Annotated in this window: 10 protein-coding genes; 8 read left to right on the top strand and 2 right to left on the bottom strand. The window is 68.8% G+C overall.

Annotated features, from left to right (window positions below; translation table 11 throughout):
* Window positions 1–102: 102 nt before the first annotated feature.
* The 3 genes from AC3WRV_RS04525 to AC3WRV_RS04515 all read left to right on the top strand — a co-directional run bounded on the left by AC3WRV_RS04525 (window position 103) and on the right by AC3WRV_RS04515 (window position 3,065).
* Window positions 103–327 (top strand): hypothetical protein, encoded by a 225-nt coding sequence (locus AC3WRV_RS04525; RefSeq protein WP_492312307.1) that lies wholly within the window; start codon window positions 103–105, stop codon window positions 325–327.
* Window positions 328–633: 306 nt separating this feature from the next.
* The gene (locus tag AC3WRV_RS04520) at window positions 634–2,265 is read left to right on the top strand and encodes an MFS transporter (protein WP_492312306.1); all 1,632 of its coding nucleotides are present in this window, start codon (window positions 634–636) and stop codon (window positions 2,263–2,265) included.
* 14 nt (window positions 2,266–2,279) lie between these two features.
* Window positions 2,280–3,065, top strand: coding sequence for a hypothetical protein (locus AC3WRV_RS04515; protein WP_492312305.1), 786 nt, complete (start codon window positions 2,280–2,282; stop codon window positions 3,063–3,065).
* A 19-nt stretch (window positions 3,066–3,084) separates the two neighbouring features.
* Here the strand turns inward: AC3WRV_RS04515 and AC3WRV_RS04510 are convergent, their stop codons facing one another.
* Window positions 3,085–4,374, bottom strand: a complete 1,290-nt coding sequence (locus AC3WRV_RS04510; RefSeq protein ID WP_492312304.1) for a cystathionine gamma-synthase family protein — start codon at window positions 4,372–4,374, stop codon at window positions 3,085–3,087.
* A gap of 167 nt (window positions 4,375–4,541) precedes the next feature.
* Between AC3WRV_RS04510 and acs the strand changes: the two genes are divergently transcribed.
* Window positions 4,542–6,482 (top strand): acetate--CoA ligase, encoded by a 1,941-nt coding sequence (gene acs / locus AC3WRV_RS04505; RefSeq protein ID WP_492312303.1) that lies wholly within the window; start codon window positions 4,542–4,544, stop codon window positions 6,480–6,482.
* A 68-nt stretch (window positions 6,483–6,550) separates the two neighbouring features.
* On the opposite strand, the gene AC3WRV_RS04500 is transcribed toward acs, so the two are convergent.
* Window positions 6,551–13,015 carry a M10 family metallopeptidase C-terminal domain-containing protein gene (locus AC3WRV_RS04500; RefSeq protein ID WP_492312302.1) on the bottom strand — a complete coding sequence of 2,155 codons (6,465 nt, stop codon included), beginning with the start codon at window positions 13,013–13,015 and terminating at the stop codon, window positions 6,551–6,553.
* Window positions 13,016–13,223: 208 nt separating this feature from the next.
* On the opposite strand from AC3WRV_RS04500, the gene gmd reads away from it, so the two are divergent.
* Genes gmd through AC3WRV_RS04480 form a run of 4 tightly spaced genes read left to right on the top strand, consistent with a single transcriptional unit; the run spans window position 13,224 to window position 16,334 of the window.
* Window positions 13,224–14,336 (top strand): GDP-mannose 4,6-dehydratase, encoded by a 1,113-nt coding sequence (gene gmd / locus AC3WRV_RS04495; protein WP_492312301.1) that lies wholly within the window; start codon window positions 13,224–13,226, stop codon window positions 14,334–14,336.
* Between the two features lie 5 nt (window positions 14,337–14,341).
* The gene (locus tag AC3WRV_RS04490; protein WP_492312300.1) at window positions 14,342–14,818 is read left to right on the top strand and encodes a dTDP-4-dehydrorhamnose 3,5-epimerase family protein; all 477 of its coding nucleotides are present in this window, start codon (window positions 14,342–14,344) and stop codon (window positions 14,816–14,818) included.
* Window positions 14,818–15,588, top strand: a complete 771-nt coding sequence (locus tag AC3WRV_RS04485) for a glycosyltransferase family 2 protein (protein WP_492312299.1) — start codon at window positions 14,818–14,820, stop codon at window positions 15,586–15,588. Before AC3WRV_RS04490 ends, AC3WRV_RS04485 begins: the two co-directional genes overlap by 1 nt.
* On the top strand, window positions 15,585–16,334 hold the full coding sequence (locus AC3WRV_RS04480) for an acylneuraminate cytidylyltransferase family protein (RefSeq protein ID WP_291832356.1): 750 nt from the start codon (window positions 15,585–15,587) through the stop codon (window positions 16,332–16,334). Before AC3WRV_RS04485 ends, AC3WRV_RS04480 begins: the two co-directional genes overlap by 4 nt.
* The last annotated feature ends 1 nt before the right edge of the window (window position 16,335 follow it).

Below are 16,335 nucleotides of genomic sequence, written 5' to 3'. Positions count from 1 at the left end.
TCGGGCGCCGGGACTCTCCTCAAATTCCCCTTGGCGATGGAAATTCCGTTCCTGTCGTGCGACCTCGGTGGTCACGATTCCCGACCGCCCAGGAGAACCCCAATGAAGAAAGCCATCGCCGCCGTCGCTGTCGGCGCCCTGCTCGTCGCGGGCCAGGCCGTCGCCGCCCAGACCACCGCCACCGCCACCGCTCGCGTCGGCGACCGCGTGGGCGCCCGGGCCGACGCCGCCAGCGAATTCGCCGGCATTCCCCTGGCCGCCATCGCCGCCGGCGTGGTGATCATCGCCGTCCTGGTCGCCTCGGACGACGACAGCGACAGCGATTGAGCCTGGACTGACATCCTTCCCGACCCGGGGCCCTCGTCGTGCGAACGGCGGGGGCCCTTTTCCTATCCGGGCGCACCGTTCCGCCGAGGCTGAAAAGCACCGTCCGATCCGTCCGATGCGTCCGGATGGAGAACGCAAGTCCTTGTTATTGCTGAGGGTGGATTTCCGGACCATCCGGACTCCTCCAAGTCGTGGATCGACGGACCGCAGGATCGCACGCCGATGCGTCAAAACCGGTCGCAAGGCGGCTGGCGTCCTCCGGAAATCCGGTCCACGCTCCCTTTCGCCACTGTCCGGGGAGGGACCATGACCGAAGCCGCCGCCGAAGGGCGCACCGTGGACCGCAGCGACCGGTTGGTCATCCTCGCCTCGTCCGTCGGGACGGTGATCGAGTGGTACGATTTCTATCTGTACGGGTCGCTGGCGGCGATCATCACGGCCCAGTTCTTCTCGGGCGTGAACGAGACGACCGGCTTCATCTTCGCCCTGATGGCCTTCGCCGCCGGGTTCGCGGTCAGGCCGTTCGGGGCCGTCTTCTTCGGGCGGCTGGGCGACCTGTGGGGACGCAAGAACACCTTCCTGGTGACCATGCTGCTGATGGGGCTGTCGACCTTCGTGGTCGGGCTGCTGCCGTCCTACGCCGCCATCGGGGTGGCGGCGCCGGTGGTGCTGGTGCTGATGCGGCTGGTGCAGGGCCTGGCGCTGGGCGGCGAGTACGGCGGCGCGGCCACCTATGTCGCCGAGCACGCCCCGCCCGGAAAGCGCGGCTTCTATACCTCCTTCATCCAGATCACCGCGACGGCGGGCCTGATGCTGAGCCTGCTGGTCATCCTGGGCGTGCGTTCGGCGATCGGCGAGGAGGCGTTCAAGGAATGGGGCTGGCGCATCCCCTTCCTGGTCTCGATCCTGCTGCTGGGCGTGTCGTTGTGGATCCGGCTGAAGCTAGCCGAGAGCCCGGCCTTCGCCCGCATGAAAGCCGAAGGGCGGGGATCGACCACGCCGCTGAAGGACAGCTTCGGCAAATGGCCCAATCTGAAGCTGGTGCTGCTGGCCCTGTTCGGCCTCGCCGCCGGTCAGGCCGTGGTTTGGTACACCGGCCAGTTCTACGCCCTGTTCTTCCTGGAGAAGACGCTGAAGGTCGATCCGGCGCTGGCCAATGTGCTGATCGCCATCTCGCTGGCGCTGGCCACGCCCTTCTTCGTCTTCTGGGGCTGGCTGTCGGACAAGGTGGGGCGCAAGCCGATCATCCTGATCGGCTGCCTGCTGGCGGCCCTGACCTATTTCCCGCTGTTCCACGCCCTGACCGGCGCGGCCAATCCGCGGCTGGCGGCGGCGACGGCGAGCGCGCCGGTGACCGTGGTCGCCGATCCGGCCGACTGCGCCTTCCAGTTCGATCCTGTGGGCAAGGCTAGGTTCGACAGCTCGTGCGACATGGCCAAGTCCTACCTCGCCAAGGCGGGCGTCACCTATGAGACCGTCGCCGCGCCCGCCGGGACGGTCGCCGAGGTCCGCATCGGCGACACGGTCGTGCCGGGCCTTGCCGACCCGTCCGGCAAGGCGGAATGGGAGAAGGGCCTCGGCGCCGCCCTGACCGCCGCCGGCTATCCGGCCAAGGCGGACAGCGCCCTGGTGAACAAGCCGCTGGTGGTCGGCATCCTGTTCGTGCTCGTGCTGTACGTGACCATGGTCTACGGGCCGATCGCGGCGGCGCTGGTGGAAATGTTCCCCACCCGCGTGCGTTACACCTCCATGTCCCTGCCCTATCACATCGGCAACGGCTGGTTCGGCGGCTTCCTGCCGACCACGGCCTTCGCCATGGTCGCGGCCACGGGCAACATCTATTACGGCCTCTGGTACCCGATCGTGGTGGCCCTGCTGACGGTCGTCGTCGGCGGACTGCTGATCCGGGATCGCAAGGACGTCGACATCCACGCCTGAGGGAGCGCGCCGTCATGAGGACCACCGACCCCGATCCCGGCGGCGCCCCGTCCACGGATCCCGGCGCGCTGATCCTCGACCTGCTGCTGATGGCGGACGACGCCCGCGCGTCCTCCGACGAGCTGGCAGCGGCCGGCGCCGTTTTCGACCAGTCGGCGGCCGCAATGACCGACGCCGCCGCGCGGCTGGTCAGCGAAGGCCGGCTGACGCGGACGGAAGACGGGTCCTTCGTGGAAAGCGGACCGGACGCGGTCTCGGCCCGCCGTCTGCGGCAATGGCGCGAGACGGTGTTCCGCCGCCGGGTGTGGACCGGCTGCTGGCTGCTGGCGGCGGACGCCCCGACCGCCGCCGAAGCGCTTCAGGTCGAAGGCTTCCGCCGGACCGCCGAAGGCTTCTGGCTGCGGCCCGACACCATCGTCGGCGGACTGGACGCCTGCCGGGACCGGTTGCGCGAGGCCGGCGTCCCCCCGACGCTGTTCACCGCGCGCCTGGACCGGCTGGACGGCGCCGTCACGCGGACCGCCGCGTCGCTGTGGGACGTGTCGGGCATGGGCGAGGCGCGCAAGGCGCTTCTCGCCCGCCTGGTGCGGAGTTCGGCGCAGCTGGGGTCGCTGCCCCCCTCGGCGGCGGCGCGCGAGAGCCTGACGCTGGGCGCGGCCGTCGTCAGGGCCATCGCCGGCGACCCGCTCCTGCCGATGGACTGGGACGCCCGACCCCTGGTCGAGGAGCTGGCGCCGGCGCTGCAGGCCTATGACGGGCCAAGGCGCGAGGCCTGGGCCGCCGCCCTGACCCGCGTCTGAACCGTTCCCGCCCGGCGCCTCAGACGGCGTTCAGCGCCTGGGACAGGTCGGCGAACAGGTCCTCGACATTCTCGATGCCGACCGACAGGCGCACCAGATTGTCGCCGATGCCGCAGCGGGCCTTGGCCTCGGCGGTGTAGTCCGAGTGGGTGGTGCTGGACGGGTGGGAGACCAGGCTCTCGGTGCCGCCGAGGCTGACCGCCAGCTTGAACAGCTGCAGGGCGTTGAGCATCCGGAAGGCCTCGGCCTCGCCGCCCTTAAGCCGCAACGAGAAGGTCGATCCGGCGCCCGAGCACTGGCGGCTGAAGATCGCCTGCTGTTCGGCCGAGCTTTCCGCGCCGCCCGCGTCGAGCACCGCCTCGATCTTGGGATGGCCGCGCAGGCGCCGGACCAGTTCCGAGGCGTTCTGCTGCGACCGCTCCATGCGGATCTGCAGGGTCTCCAGGCTGCGGGTCAGCAACCAGGCGGTGTGGGCGTCGGTGATCGTGCCGCAGATGGTGCGCATCTCCGCCACCCGACCCATCAGGTCCGCGCGCCCCAGGCAGGCGCCGGCGATCAGATCCGAATGGCCGCCGACGTATTTGGTCAGGGAGTAGAGGATCAGGTCCGCGCCATGCTCGAACGGCTTCTGCCACAGGGGGCCGAGGAAGGTGTTGTCGACCACCAGCGGCGGCGGCTCGGCCTGGCCGAGGGCGCGGATGGCGTCGGCGGCGGCGCGCAGATCGATCAGCTGATTGGTGGGGTTGGCCGGAGTCTCGACATAGACCGCCGCCAGCCGTCCGCCGCGCGCCGCCGCACGCGCGGCCGCTTCGGGGATGGCGTCGACCAGGGTCCGGCCGCCGTCGCATTCCGACACGCTGATCGTCTCCACGCCCATGCGCGGCAAGATGCGGTCGAACAGGTATTCGGTGCCGCCATAGGCCGGGGCGGTGTAGATGACCACGTCATTGGGCCGGCTCAGCGCCAGGATGGTGGTCGAGATGGCCGCCATGCCGCTGGAGAAGACCAGCGCCTTGTCCGCGGCGTCCCAGACCGCCAGACGGTCCTCGAGGATTTCGAGATTGGGGTTGTTGATCCGCGAATAGATCAGGCCCAGCGCCTCTTCCGGATCCTTCTCGCGCAGGCCGTAGGCGACCTCGAAGAAGCGCTTGCCGTCCTCGGCCGAGCGGAACACGAAGGTCGAGGTCTGGAAGACCGGCGGCTTGATCGAGCCTTCCGACAGGGCGGGATCATAGCCGAAGCCCATCATCAGGGTTTCGGGCGCGAGCGTGCGGGTCCCGAGCGTGCGGGCGCGGTGGCGGTAGGTCATGGGTCATCTCCTGATGGGCGCGTCTGGCGGCGCCCTTGTCCCTTGGCGTCGCGATACGTGATCCGGTCGAGGTTCGCCAGCGGCGCCGGAGCGAGGCGCGGGAGTCGGCGCTTCCCCTTGCCTCGGCTGTCGGCCTAACGTGGGCGATCCGACGCGAGGAGCCGCCCATGACGACCGACCCCGAACTCTATCCCGTCCCGTCCGAATGGGCCCAGCGCGCCCGGATGACCAAGGCGGGCTATGAGACGGCGCGGGTCGCGGCGCGCGAGACGCCGGACGCCTTCTGGAGCGAGCAGGCCCGCCGGCTGGACTGGACGACGACCCCGTCGGTGATCAAGGCCGTCTCGTTCGACAAGGCGGACTTCCACATCCGCTGGTTCGAGGACGGCGTGCTGAACGTCGCGTACAACTGCCTGGACCGGCACCTGGAGACGCGCGGCGACGAGACCGCGATTATCTGGGAGGGCGACGAACCGACCCAGTCGGGCAAGCTCAGCTATCGCGAGCTGCACGCCGAAGTCTGCCGCATGGCCAATGTGCTGAAGGGCCTCGGGGTGGTGAAGGGCGACCGCGTCACCCTGTACCTGCCGATGATCCCGGCCGCGGCGGTCGCCATGCTGGCCTGCGCGCGGATCGGGGCCGTGCATTCGGTCGTCTTCGGCGGCTTCTCGCCGGACAGTCTGGCGGGGCGGATCGAGGACTGCGGCTCCAAGGTCGTGATCACCGCCGACGAGGGAATGCGCGGCGGCAAGCGGGTGCCGCTGAAGGCCAATGTCGACGCGGCGCTGGAGAAGGTGGCGGTCGACAAGGTGCTGGTCGTCTCGCACACCCACGCCGACGTGCCGATGGTCGAGGGCCGCGACGTTGCCTACGGCGAGGCCAGGCAGGGCGCCGGCGACGACTGCCCGTGCGAGCCGATGAACGCCGAGGATCCGCTGTTCATCCTCTACACCTCGGGCTCGACCGGAAAGCCCAAGGGCGTGCTGCACACCACGGGCGGCTATCTGTTCTGGGCGTCCTGGACGCACGAGCTGGTGTTCGACTACCGGCCCGGCGAGGTCTTCTGGTGCACCGCCGACGTGGGCTGGGTCACCGGCCACAGCTATTGCGTCTACGGCCCGCTGGCCAACGGCGCGACGACCCTGATGTTCGAGGGCGTGCCCAACTATCCGACGGTCAGCCGCTTCTGGCAGGTGGTGGACAAGCACCAGGTCGAGATCTTCTACACCGCCCCCACCGCGCTGCGGGCCCTGATGCGCGAGGGCGACGGGCCGGTGCAGGCGACCAGCCGCTCATCGCTGCGCCTGCTGGGCACGGTCGGGGAGCCGATCAATCCGGAGGCCTGGCGCTGGTATCACGAGGTGGTCGGCGAGGGCCGCTGCCCGATCGTGGACACCTGGTGGCAGACCGAGACCGGCGGGGTGCTGGTCTCGCCCCTGCCCGGCGCGACGGACCTGAAGCCCGGCTCGGCGACCAAGCCCCTGCCGGGCGTCGAGCTGCAACTGGTCGACGCGGACGGCGCGGTGCTGGAGGGCGCGACCTCGGGCAATCTGGTCATCACCGACAGCTGGCCGGGGCAGATGCGCACCGTCTGGGGCGATCACCAGCGCTTCTTCGACACCTATTTCAGCGCCTATCCGGGCAAGTATTTCACCGGCGACGGCTGCCGCCGGGACGAGGACGGCTATTACTGGATCACCGGGCGGGTGGACGATGTGATCAACGTCTCGGGCCACCGCATGGGCACCGCCGAGGTCGAAAGCGCCCTGGTGCTGCACGACGACGTGGCCGAAGCGGCGGTGGTCGGCTTCCCGCACGACATCAAGGGCCAGGGCATCTACGCCTACGTCACCCTGAACAAGGGGGTGGAGCCGACCGTGGACCTGCACAAGGCGCTGATCGCCCACGTCCGCAAGGAGATCGGGCCGATCGCGGCCCCGGACGTGATCCAGTGGGCCCCGGGCCTGCCCAAGACCCGCTCGGGCAAGATCATGCGCCGGATCCTGAGAAAGATCGCCGAGAACGAGGTCGGATCGCTGGGCGACACCTCGACCCTGGCCGATCCGTCGGTGGTCGAGGATCTGGTGAAGAACCGCGCCGGCGGTTGAGCGGCGCCTGAAACGAAAACCGCCGCCGGAGGTCCGGCGGCGGTTCACAGGTCACGGAGAGATCAGGCTCAGCCCCAGGGATCGTGATCCGCGGGACGGCCGGTGTGCGACCGGCCCTGGAAATCATCCAGGGCGCGCTGCATCTCGTGCTCCAGGTTCCAGAAGTCGATCGCCGAGCCGGGGTTGAACAGGAAGGCATGGCTTTCCAGCCCGCCGAAGAAGCCGGCCGGCTCCATCATGAGACGGTCTCCGACCTCCGACGGCAGGACCAGGGGGCCGTCGCCGATCCCCTTGTAGTTCACGAAGCCGTCGTCCAGCACGCCCGGCAGGACCAGGGGCATGTCCGCGGTCGCCTTGGCGGCCGGCGCTTCGACGTCGGCCGGCAGGACCTGCGGTCCGGCGTCGACGATCTTGACCGTGTCGGCCGACGGCGCGACCGGCTGGACCTGCGGTCCGCCCAGCAGGAAGTCGTCGGCGACGAGCGGCGAGACCAGGGCGTCGGCGCCCTGGTCCTTGTCGCCGACGTCGGCGGGGGCGGCGGGCGGGGTCAGGTCGCGGGTGGAGCGGTCTCCGAACTCGAGGACCTCGATGCTGGTGGCCAGGATCGATCCGTCGCGGCCGGCGGTGTTGTCGATGATCCGCCAGCCGGCGCCCTCGGCGGTGATGGTGTAGTCGGCCTGGACCCCGCGCAGCAGCAGCCGGTCGTGGCCGCCGCCGCCCTGGATCTGATCCGAGCCGCCGCCGCCGGCCAGCACGTCGTCGCCGCCGCCGCCGATGATCAGGTTGTTCAGGCTGTTGCCCGTCCCCACGAAATCGCCCACCCCGCCGAACACCAGGTTCTCGATGTTGGCGCCCAGGTAGAAGACGTTCAGGCGCGCCTCGACGCTGTCGGCGCCGCCGTTCTCGGCCTCCACGATCGTGTCGCCCGCCTCGACCACATAGTAGTCGTCGCCCGCGCCGCCGTAGAGCTCGTTGGCCGCGCCGGAGCCGCCGTACAGGATGTCGTTGCCGTCGAAGCCGATCAGCACGTCGCGCGCGGTGGTCCCGCGGATGACGTTGTCGCCGGCGTTGCCCTGGCCCTCGAAGCCGGTCGTGCCGGTGTAGGTCAGGTTCTCGACATTGGCCGACAGACGGAAGCGGGCCAGGCCGGTCTCGACCAGGTCCACGCCCTCGCCGGCCTGTTCGACGATGGTGTCCTCGGCCTCGACGACATAGCGGTCGTTGCCCGCGCCGCCGTAGAGCTCGTTGGCCGCGCCGGTCCCGCCGTGGATGACGTCGTCGCCGTCGAAGCCGGCCAGCACGTCATAGCCGTCCCCGCCCCACAGGGTGTTGGCGCCCGCGTCGCCGAAGATCACGTCGTTGAAGGCCGAGCCGCGCACGTCCTCGATGCCGTTCAGCACGTCGGACGCCCCGTCGCCGTCGTTGGACGCCTGGTTGCGGTCCAGGCGGACCGTCACCCCGGCCGCGGCGCTGGAATAGTCCGCCATGTCGCGGCCGTCGCCGCCGTTCAGGGTGTCGAGGCCGGCCCCGCCGACCAGGCGGTCATTGCCCGCCCCGCCGATGATCAGGTTGTTGGACGCGTTGCCGACGCCGGTGAAGTTCCCGGTTCCGTTATAGACCAGGTTCTCGATGTTGACGCGCAGGACGAACGTATCCAGCCGCGACTCGACCGTGTCGATCCCGTCGTTCTCGGCCTCCACGACGGTGTCGCCCGCCTCGACCACATAGTAGTCGTCGCCGGCCCCGCCGTAGAGCTCATTGGCCGTGCCGGCGCCGCCGTACAGGATGTCGTTGCCGCCGAAGCCGATCAGCACGTCGCGGCCCGTGGCGCCGCGGAGGACGTTGTCGCCGGCGTTGCCCTGGCCCTCGAAGCCGGCCGTGCCGGTGTAGGTCAGGTTCTCCACATTGGCCGACAGGCGGAAGCGCGACAGGCCGGTCTCGACCAGATCGACGCCTTCACCGGCCTGTTCGACGATGGTGTCCTCGGCCTCGACGACATAGCGGTCGTCGCCCTCGCCGCCGTACAGCTCGTTGGCCGCGCCCGCGCCGCCGTGGATGACGTCGTTCCCGGCCAGGCCGATCAGCACGTCATAGCCGGCTCCGCCGCGCAGGACGTTGCTTCCCCCGTCGCCCAGCAGCACGTCGTTGAAGGCCGAACCGGTCAGGTTCTCGATGGAGGTGAAGGTGTCCACGCCGCCGTCGCCGTCGTTGGACGCCTGGCCCGTATTCAGCTGGGCCGTGACCCCCGCCGCCGCGCCGGAGTAGTCCGCCGTGTCGATCCCGGCGCCGCCGTCCAGCAGGTCGTTGCCCCCACCGCCGATCAGGGTGTCGTCGCCGTCCATCCCCCGCAGGAAGTCGTTGTCGTTTCCGCCGTCGAAGCGGTCGGCGTTCTGGCTACCCCAGAGATAGTCGGAACCGCCCCGGCCGAAGACGATGACGCCGTCGGTTGTATGGATGTTGGAGGCGAAGACGGTGTCATCGAAGTCGGTGAGGATGAGCCGCTCGATCGACTGGAAATTGTCGCCTTCGGCATCGCCGCCATTGCCGGTCAAGATCATCAAACCAGCCTGTGCGCCGCTGGGCACCGTGGCGAAGTTGATCGTAATCCCGCCTGAGGCGAAGGTCGCCTCGGAATAGTCGAGCGTATCGAATCCGTTTCCGCCTTGGCCGAAATCGGCTCCGCCGCCGCCGACCAGGACATCGTCGCCGTCACCGCCGTAAAGATAGTCTTTGTCAGCGCCGCCGTTGAGGTAGTCGTCGCCGCCATCGCCGTACAGCCAGTCGATGCCCGCGCCGCCGTTGACGACGTCATTGCCCGCGAAGATCGCGCCGGCGGCGTCCCGGTCCGCGTAGATGACATCGGAACCATCGCCCGCCGAGATGACGTCGCCGCCGGCGCCGGCTTCGATCCAGTCATTGAAGGCGGTGCCGGTGATGGTGTCGGCGCCGGCGGAGCCCGCGAAATACTGGCCGCCGCCCGCGCCGACGATCAGCACGATGTCGTCGAAGCGCAGCCGTTCGACGCCTGTCAGGGTGTCCGTGCCGTCCGGCCCGGTGACCGTGGTCACGCCGGCGTTGGTCGAGACCGTATAGGCGGAGGACAGACCGGCGAAGACCGCCGTATCCACGCCCTGGCCGCCGGTGATGGTGTCATTGCCCAGACCGCCGGTGATCACGTCATTGCCGGAGCCGCCGTCGATCGAATCGACCTCCGCGGTGCCGACGAGGGTGTCGGCGTTCGGCGTGCCGGTGATCGTGTTGACGATCGGCGCGCCGGCCGTGTCGTACAGGCCGTCGGCGAAACGCAGCCGTTCGATCCCCGTCAGGGTGTCCGTGCCGTCCGGTCCGGTCACCGTGGTCACGCCCGCGGTCGTGCTGAGGGTGTAGGCCGAGCGATTGCCCGAGAACACGGCGGTGTCGGTGCCGATGCCGCCGTCCACGACGTCATTGCCCGCGCCGCCGTTGACGGTGTCGTCGCCGTCGCCGGCGTTGATCTGGTCGTTGAAGGCGGTGCCGGTCAGGGTGTCGGCGTTGGCCGTGCCCGTGAACAGCTGGCCGCCGCCGGCGCCCACGATCAGGGTGCCGTCCGAGAAGCGCAGGTATTCGACAGTGGTCAGGGTGTCCGTGCCGTCGGGGCCGGTCACCGTGGTCGTCGCGCCGTTGGTCACGACGGTCGACTGGGCCATCGTGCCGCTGAAGACGGCGGTGTCGTTGCCCTGGCCGCCGTCGATCGTGTCGTTGCCGGCGCCGCCGGTGATGACGTCGTCCCCGCCCAGGCCGTTGATCACGTCCGCGTTCCCCGTGCCGACGAGGGTGTCGGCGTTGGCCGTCCCGTCGATGGAGGCGGTGGTGATCGGGTTGCCCGCGATGTCGAACAGGCCGTTGGCGAACTGCAGCCGTTCGACGTTGGTCAGGGTGTCCGTGCCGTCCGGCCCGGTGATGGTGGTCACGCCGGAGCTGGTGCTGATCGTATAGGCGGAGCGGTCGCCCGAGAACACGGCGGTGTCGACGCCGTCTCCGCCGTTCAGCGTGTCATTCTCGCCGCCGCCGTTCAGGATGTCGTTGTCCGCGCCGCCGTTCAGCGTGTCCTTGCCGGTTCCCCCGGTCAAAACGTCCGCGCCCGCGTCGCCGTTGAGCTCGGACCCCGCCAGCGTGGTGGGAACGACCTCCTGGTTCGGGATGGAAACATGCAGCGTATAGCTGCTGCCCGCGACGGGAGCCCCCGAGTTGAAGGTTCCGTTGCCGTTGTTGCTCAGCCACAGGCCGACCTGGATGTAGTAGGTGCCGCCCACGGGGAAGACGTAGGTCAGCTGCGCATCCCTTTCCGCGCCGTCGACGACGGAGCCGTCATCGTTGTTCGCCAGCGGGGTGCCGGCGCCGTCGAACAGACGCAGGGTCGAATCGAAGTTGGCGTTGTCGATATCGAAGGTCACCGCGACATTCGTGCCGTTGACCGTGAAGGCGTAGTACTCGACGCCGCCATGGGCCGTCGCGACCACCGTCGCATGGGGAATGGTCGTCGAGTTGGCGACATCGTCCCGGCTCCGAATGTCGAACCCGCCGGCGAGAGACACCGCGGTCCCGATCGTCGCGTTCGCCGTGGATTGACCCTTCACGATATCGGGGGCGCCGCCGCCCTCGCCCGGCGCGCCGGCGAACAGCTGGTCGTCGCCGCCGCCGCCATAGATGGTGTCGGCGCCGCCCCCGCCGCGCAGGATGTTCGCGTTGGAGTCGCCGGTGAGGGTGTCGGCCTGGGCCGTTCCGGTCACGTTCTCGACGCCGGAGAGCGTATCGGCGCCGGCGCCGCCGGTCGCGAGTCCGGTGGCCAGATTGACCGTGATCCCGGACCGGGCGCCCGAATAGTCCGCCGTGTCGATGCCGTTGCCGCCGTTCAGCGTGTCGTTGCCCAGGCCGCCGATGAGGATATCGGAGCCTTCGCCGCCGTTCAGGATGTCGGCTCCCGAGCCGCCGTCCAGATAGTCGTCGCCGTCCAGGCCGTTCACGGTGTCATTGCCGCCCAGACCGCCCAGGGTGTCGCCCAAGGCCGTGCCCGAGATGGTCTCATTGGTGGCGTCGCCGCCGACGATCAGGCCGCCGGTCGGCGCCGCCGCGATGGTCATGTCGGAGAACTGAAGGAATTCGACGTTGGTGACCGTCACCGCGGCCTGGCCCGTCGCCGTCACCGTGCCGACCCGGCCGTTCCAGGTGATGGTGTAGCTGGACCGCGCGCCCGAGAAGACGACCGTATCGCTGCCCAGGCCGCCGTCGATCACGTCGGCGCCGCCGTTGCCGCGAATGATGTTGTCGGCCGAGTTGCCGCGGATGGTGTCCGCGCCGGTGCCGCCGATGACGTTCTCGATCACCGCGCCCAGGGCGATCGAGACGTTGCCGATCATGCCGCCCACGCTCGAGAAGGCGCCCTGACGCAGGTCGATGACCTGGGCGACGGTGTAGCCCGAGAAGTCGAAGGTGTCCGTGCCGCCGGCGTCCCAGACGCAGAAGATCAGCGGGCTGGACGAGGTGGTGGCCGAGAACCACGGCATGCCGGCGTTGGAATTGAAGCCGTAGGTGTTGTCGCCGGTCCGGGTGGTGGTGTTGGCGCCGTACAGGCGCTGGGCGGCGGCGATATCGTCCATCAGCGGCGCCGAGGCGAAATGCTGCGTCCCTCCCAGCCGGAAATCGGCGCCGGTTTCCTGCTCACGGAAATAGCTCATCACCGTGTACTGGCGCGAATCCTCGAAATAGATCGCGTTGGCGCCATAGGTGATGCTCTGCCCCGCGCTGGCGTTGTAGGTCGCCGGGTGGCTGAGGCCGATGGCGTGGCCGATTTCGTGCAGCAGGGTCTGGGTGCCGTAGCCGTAGAGCACCGGAGCGGCGTTGTAGGACAGCGAGTTGTTGACCCAGACATCCCCCTGGACCGCGCTCGCGCCCGAGAAGCCCGGCGACGTGCCCGGCAGGTAGGCGAAGGCGGCTGCGCCGTCCTGGCCCGACGAGTAGTTGCCGAACAGGATGGTGGCGTTGTTCGAATAATTGCTTCCCGGGTCGGTGACCTGGGTGAAGGTGATGTTGGCGACGTCGGACCACGCCGCCAGCGACTGGAGGGTCGCCGCGATCTGCTGCGCCGAGAACTGGCTGAAGCCCGTGGTGTCGGTCGGCATGGTCGGCGCGGACACACGGAAGGCGAAGGTGACCGTGGCCGCCTGGCCCAGGCCGGCGGCCCAGCTGTTGTTGGTGCGGGTGATCTGGGAGCCCGCGTCGGTGGTCGACAGCGACGGCTTGTTGTTCGTGCTGCCGACGACGCCGCGATCGTCGCCGTTCAGGAGCGCGCCGAGACCGCCGCCGTCACCGGTGGCGTTCGCGCCGTGGAACCGCATGCAGCAGGCGCACGGCTGATAGCTCGAGATCCCGCCGAACAACGAGTTCGCCGTAGACCCGCCGCCCTCGACGAACCGCGTACCTCCCCCGACCGAGCCGTTGTCGGAACCTCCGGCGTCCAGAAGACCCGAGCGACCGGCGGTGAAGGTATCAAACATGTGGCGTCCCCCAATGAACTTTCACGCAACCTAACGCGCTGCGAGCATACGACAAGCGTAACAGCGTGAGGTCGACCGTCACAAAAGCTCCCCTTGTCCAAAAGACGCGCCCTGCGATAGGACCACCCGTCGGCGTCATCGAGCCGCGTCATGCTGATTTTGAAGGCCGTCGCCCCAAAGGGCGCGCGGAGCCGACACTGGAGACCACATGAGAAAAACCGCCCTGATCACTGGGGTCACCGGCCAGGACGGCTCGTATCTTGCTGAATTCCTGCTTGAGAAAGGCTACAGCGTCCACGGCATCAAGCGCCGGTCGTCGATGTTCAACACCGACCGCGTGGACCACATCTATCAGGACCTGCACGATGCGGACGTGCGGTTCCAGATGCATTTCGGCGATCTGACCGACACCTCGAATCTGGTGCGCATCATCCAGGAGGTGCAGCCGGACGAAATCTACAACCTCGGCGCCCAGAGCCACGTGGCCGTCAGCTTCGAGACGCCGGAGTACACCGCCGACGTCGACGCGCTGGGCACGCTGCGGCTGCTGGAGGCGATCCGCCTGCTGGGGCTGGAGAAGAAGACAAAGTTCTACCAGGCCTCGACCTCGGAACTTTACGGCCTGGTGCAGGAGCCAATCCAGTCGGAGACCACGCCCTTCTACCCGCGCAGCCCCTACGCCGTGTCCAAGATGTTCGCCTACTGGATGTGCGTGAACTACCGCGAGGCCTACGGAATCTTCGCCTGCAACGGCATCCTGTTCAATCACGAGAGCGAGCGGCGCGGCGAGACCTTCGTCACCCGCAAGATCACCCGCGGCCTGGGCGAGATCGCCCAGGGGCTGAGCGACTGCCTGTACCTGGGCAATATGGACGCCCTGCGCGACTGGGGCCACGCCAAGGACTACGTCCGCATGCAGTGGATGATGCTGCAGCAGGACACCCCGGATGACTACGTCATCGCCACCGGCAAGCAGTACAGCGTGCGCCGGTTCGTCGAGGTCTCGGCGGCCCGCATCGGCGTGACCCTGCGCTGGGAAGGCCAGGGCGTGGACGAGATCGGCGTGGTCGAGAGCGTCGATCCGGCCCAGGCCGTGACCCGCTGCCCCGCCATCAAGCCGGGCCAGACCATCGTCCGCGTCGATCCGCGCTACTTCCGTCCGACCGAGGTCGAGACCCTGCTGGGCGATCCGTCCAAGGCCAAGGCCCAGCTGGGCTGGGAGCCGGAGATCACCTTCGAGGAGATGGTCGACGAGATGATGGAGGCCGACCTGCTGGCCGCCCGCAAGGCCGTGCTGCTCAAGACCGCCGACTGGAGCTGACCGCCTTGGATCCCTTCGTTCGCCTGGACGGTACGACGCAGCGCCGCGAGGATAATCGCGGCTGGCTGGAGGTGCTGTACGAGAGCGACGCCATGGTGCTGAAGCGCTCGTTCTCGAGGCGGGGCGTCTTCCGCGGCCTGCACGTGCAGCGGGCGCCCTCGCCCCAGACCAAGGTCATCCGCGTCGTCGAAGGCGCCATCGTCGACGTGGTCGTCTCGATGGACGACCCGGCCCGGGAACTGAAGACCACGACCCTGACCCCTGCCGACGGCTGGGTGCGGATCGACGCCGAATACGCCCACGGCTTCTATGCGCTGGAAGACACCCTCTTTGAGTATGTCTGCGACGGCGGGTACGATGAGGCGTCGGAGGAGGCGTTCTCGATCGCCGACCGCCTGCCCGCCCTGCTGGGCGTGGAGACGGTGATCCTGTCGGACAAGGACCGGGCGGCCCCGCCCCTGCCGGCGCCCGGAGCAGAATGATGACCAAGCTTTCCCTGATCACCGCCAGCTACAACAGCGCCCGCACCATCGGCGACACCCTGCGCTCGGTGAACAGCCAGACCCTCGGGGATTTCGAGTATCTGGTCATCGACGGCGGCTCCAAGGACGACACGATGGAGATCGTGGCCCGCGAAGGCCGGCGCGTCACCTCGGCGGTGTCGGAGCCCGACAAGGGCATCTTCGACGCCTACAACAAGGGGCTGGCCCGCGCGCGCGGCGAGGTCATCGGCTTCCTCAACTCCGACGACTTCTACGCCTCCGATACGGTGCTGGCCGAGGTGATGGCGGCGTTCGAGGACGAGACCGTGGACGTCGTCTACGGCGACCTGACCTATGTCGATCCGGTCGATACGGCGAAGATCGAACGGGTCTGGCGCTCACGTCCGCCGACCAAGGCCAACATCGCGCGCGGCCATCATCCGGCCCACCCGACGCTGTTCCTACGGCGCCGGGTCTACGATCAGGCCGGCGTGTTCGACCTGGGATACCGCCAGGCGGGCGACGTCGAGTTCATGATGCGGGTCTTCCAGACGCTGGACCTGAAATGGGTCTACATCCCCGGCATCATGGTGCGCATGCGCTCGGGCGGCGCGACCGGCGGAGACATGGCCAGCATCATGCGCCAGAACCGCGCCGTGCGTCAGGCCCAGCGCGACCTGGGCATCCGCTATCCGCTGGCCGGCTTCGCCTTCCACAAGATCGTCGACCGCGTGCAGCAGCGGCTGCGCGGACGAATGGCGGCGTCATGATCGACGGCAAGCGCGTTCTCGCGATCGTTCCGGCGCGCAAGGGCTCCAAGGGCCTGCCGCTGAAGAACATCCGGCCGCTGGCGGGCAAACCCCTGCTGGCCTGGCCGATCGCCGCCGCGCTCGCCTCGGCCCACGTCGACCGGGTGATCATCTCGACCGACGACCAGGGCTTCGCCGACATCGCCGTCGCCCACGGCGCCGACGCCCCATTCCTGCGCCCGGCCGAGCTGGCCAGCGACACGGCCCCCTCCATCGGCTTCATCCTGCACGCCGTCGATACGCTGGCGGCGGCGGGCGACGTCTATGACTATGTCGTCCTGCTGGAGCCGACGTCGCCGCTGACCGAGGGCTCGGACGTGGACGCGGCGCTGACCCAGCTGGCCGCCGCCGACGCGGACGCCATCGTCGGCGTCTCGAAGCTGGAAGCCGCCCACCCCGCCTTCGCCGTGCGCAAGGACGACGAGGGGGCGATCACCCCCTATGCCGCGGCCAGCTTCGGCGAGATGCCGCGCCGGCAGGATATCGAGCCGCTGTTCGTGCTGGACGGCGCCCTCTATGTCTCGACCGTCGACGCCCTGCGGCGCGAGCGGGGCTTCTGTCATGCCCGTACGCTCGGCTATGAGAGCGCGCGGCACAAGGCGCACGAGGTCGACGACCTGGTGGACTTCATCTGCATTGAGGCGATCGCCTCGAACCTTGATACGATCCTCGAAGAAGGCCGGGCCTCCCCCTCCGGCACGGAATGAC

This window comes from Brevundimonas sp. EU05-FHT14B11 (assembly GCF_058790835.1).
The sequence above is the reverse complement of the archived record's forward strand: the minus strand, read 5'-3'. Positions and strand labels throughout refer to the sequence as shown.

Bases quoted from the DNA above. Each gene is read 5' to 3' on its own strand.
- AC3WRV_RS04510 (WP_492312304.1), bottom strand. From the start codon at position 4,374: ATGACCTACCGCCACCGCGCCCGCACGCTCGGGACCCGCACGCTCGCG.
- AC3WRV_RS04485 (WP_492312299.1), top strand. From the start codon at position 14,818: ATGACCAAGCTTTCCCTGATCACCGCCAGCTACAACAGCGCCCGCACC.
- AC3WRV_RS04525 (WP_492312307.1), top strand. From the start codon at position 103: ATGAAGAAAGCCATCGCCGCCGTCGCTGTCGGCGCCCTGCTCGTCGCG.
- AC3WRV_RS04480 (WP_291832356.1), top strand. From the start codon at position 15,585: ATGATCGACGGCAAGCGCGTTCTCGCGATCGTTCCGGCGCGCAAGGGC.
- AC3WRV_RS04500 (WP_492312302.1), bottom strand. From the start codon at position 13,015: ATGTTTGATACCTTCACCGCCGGTCGCTCGGGTCTTCTGGACGCCGGA.
- gmd (WP_492312301.1), top strand. From the start codon at position 13,224: ATGAGAAAAACCGCCCTGATCACTGGGGTCACCGGCCAGGACGGCTCG.
- acs (WP_492312303.1), top strand. From the start codon at position 4,542: ATGACGACCGACCCCGAACTCTATCCCGTCCCGTCCGAATGGGCCCAG.
- AC3WRV_RS04520 (WP_492312306.1), top strand. From the start codon at position 634: ATGACCGAAGCCGCCGCCGAAGGGCGCACCGTGGACCGCAGCGACCGG.
- AC3WRV_RS04515 (WP_492312305.1), top strand. From the start codon at position 2,280: ATGAGGACCACCGACCCCGATCCCGGCGGCGCCCCGTCCACGGATCCC.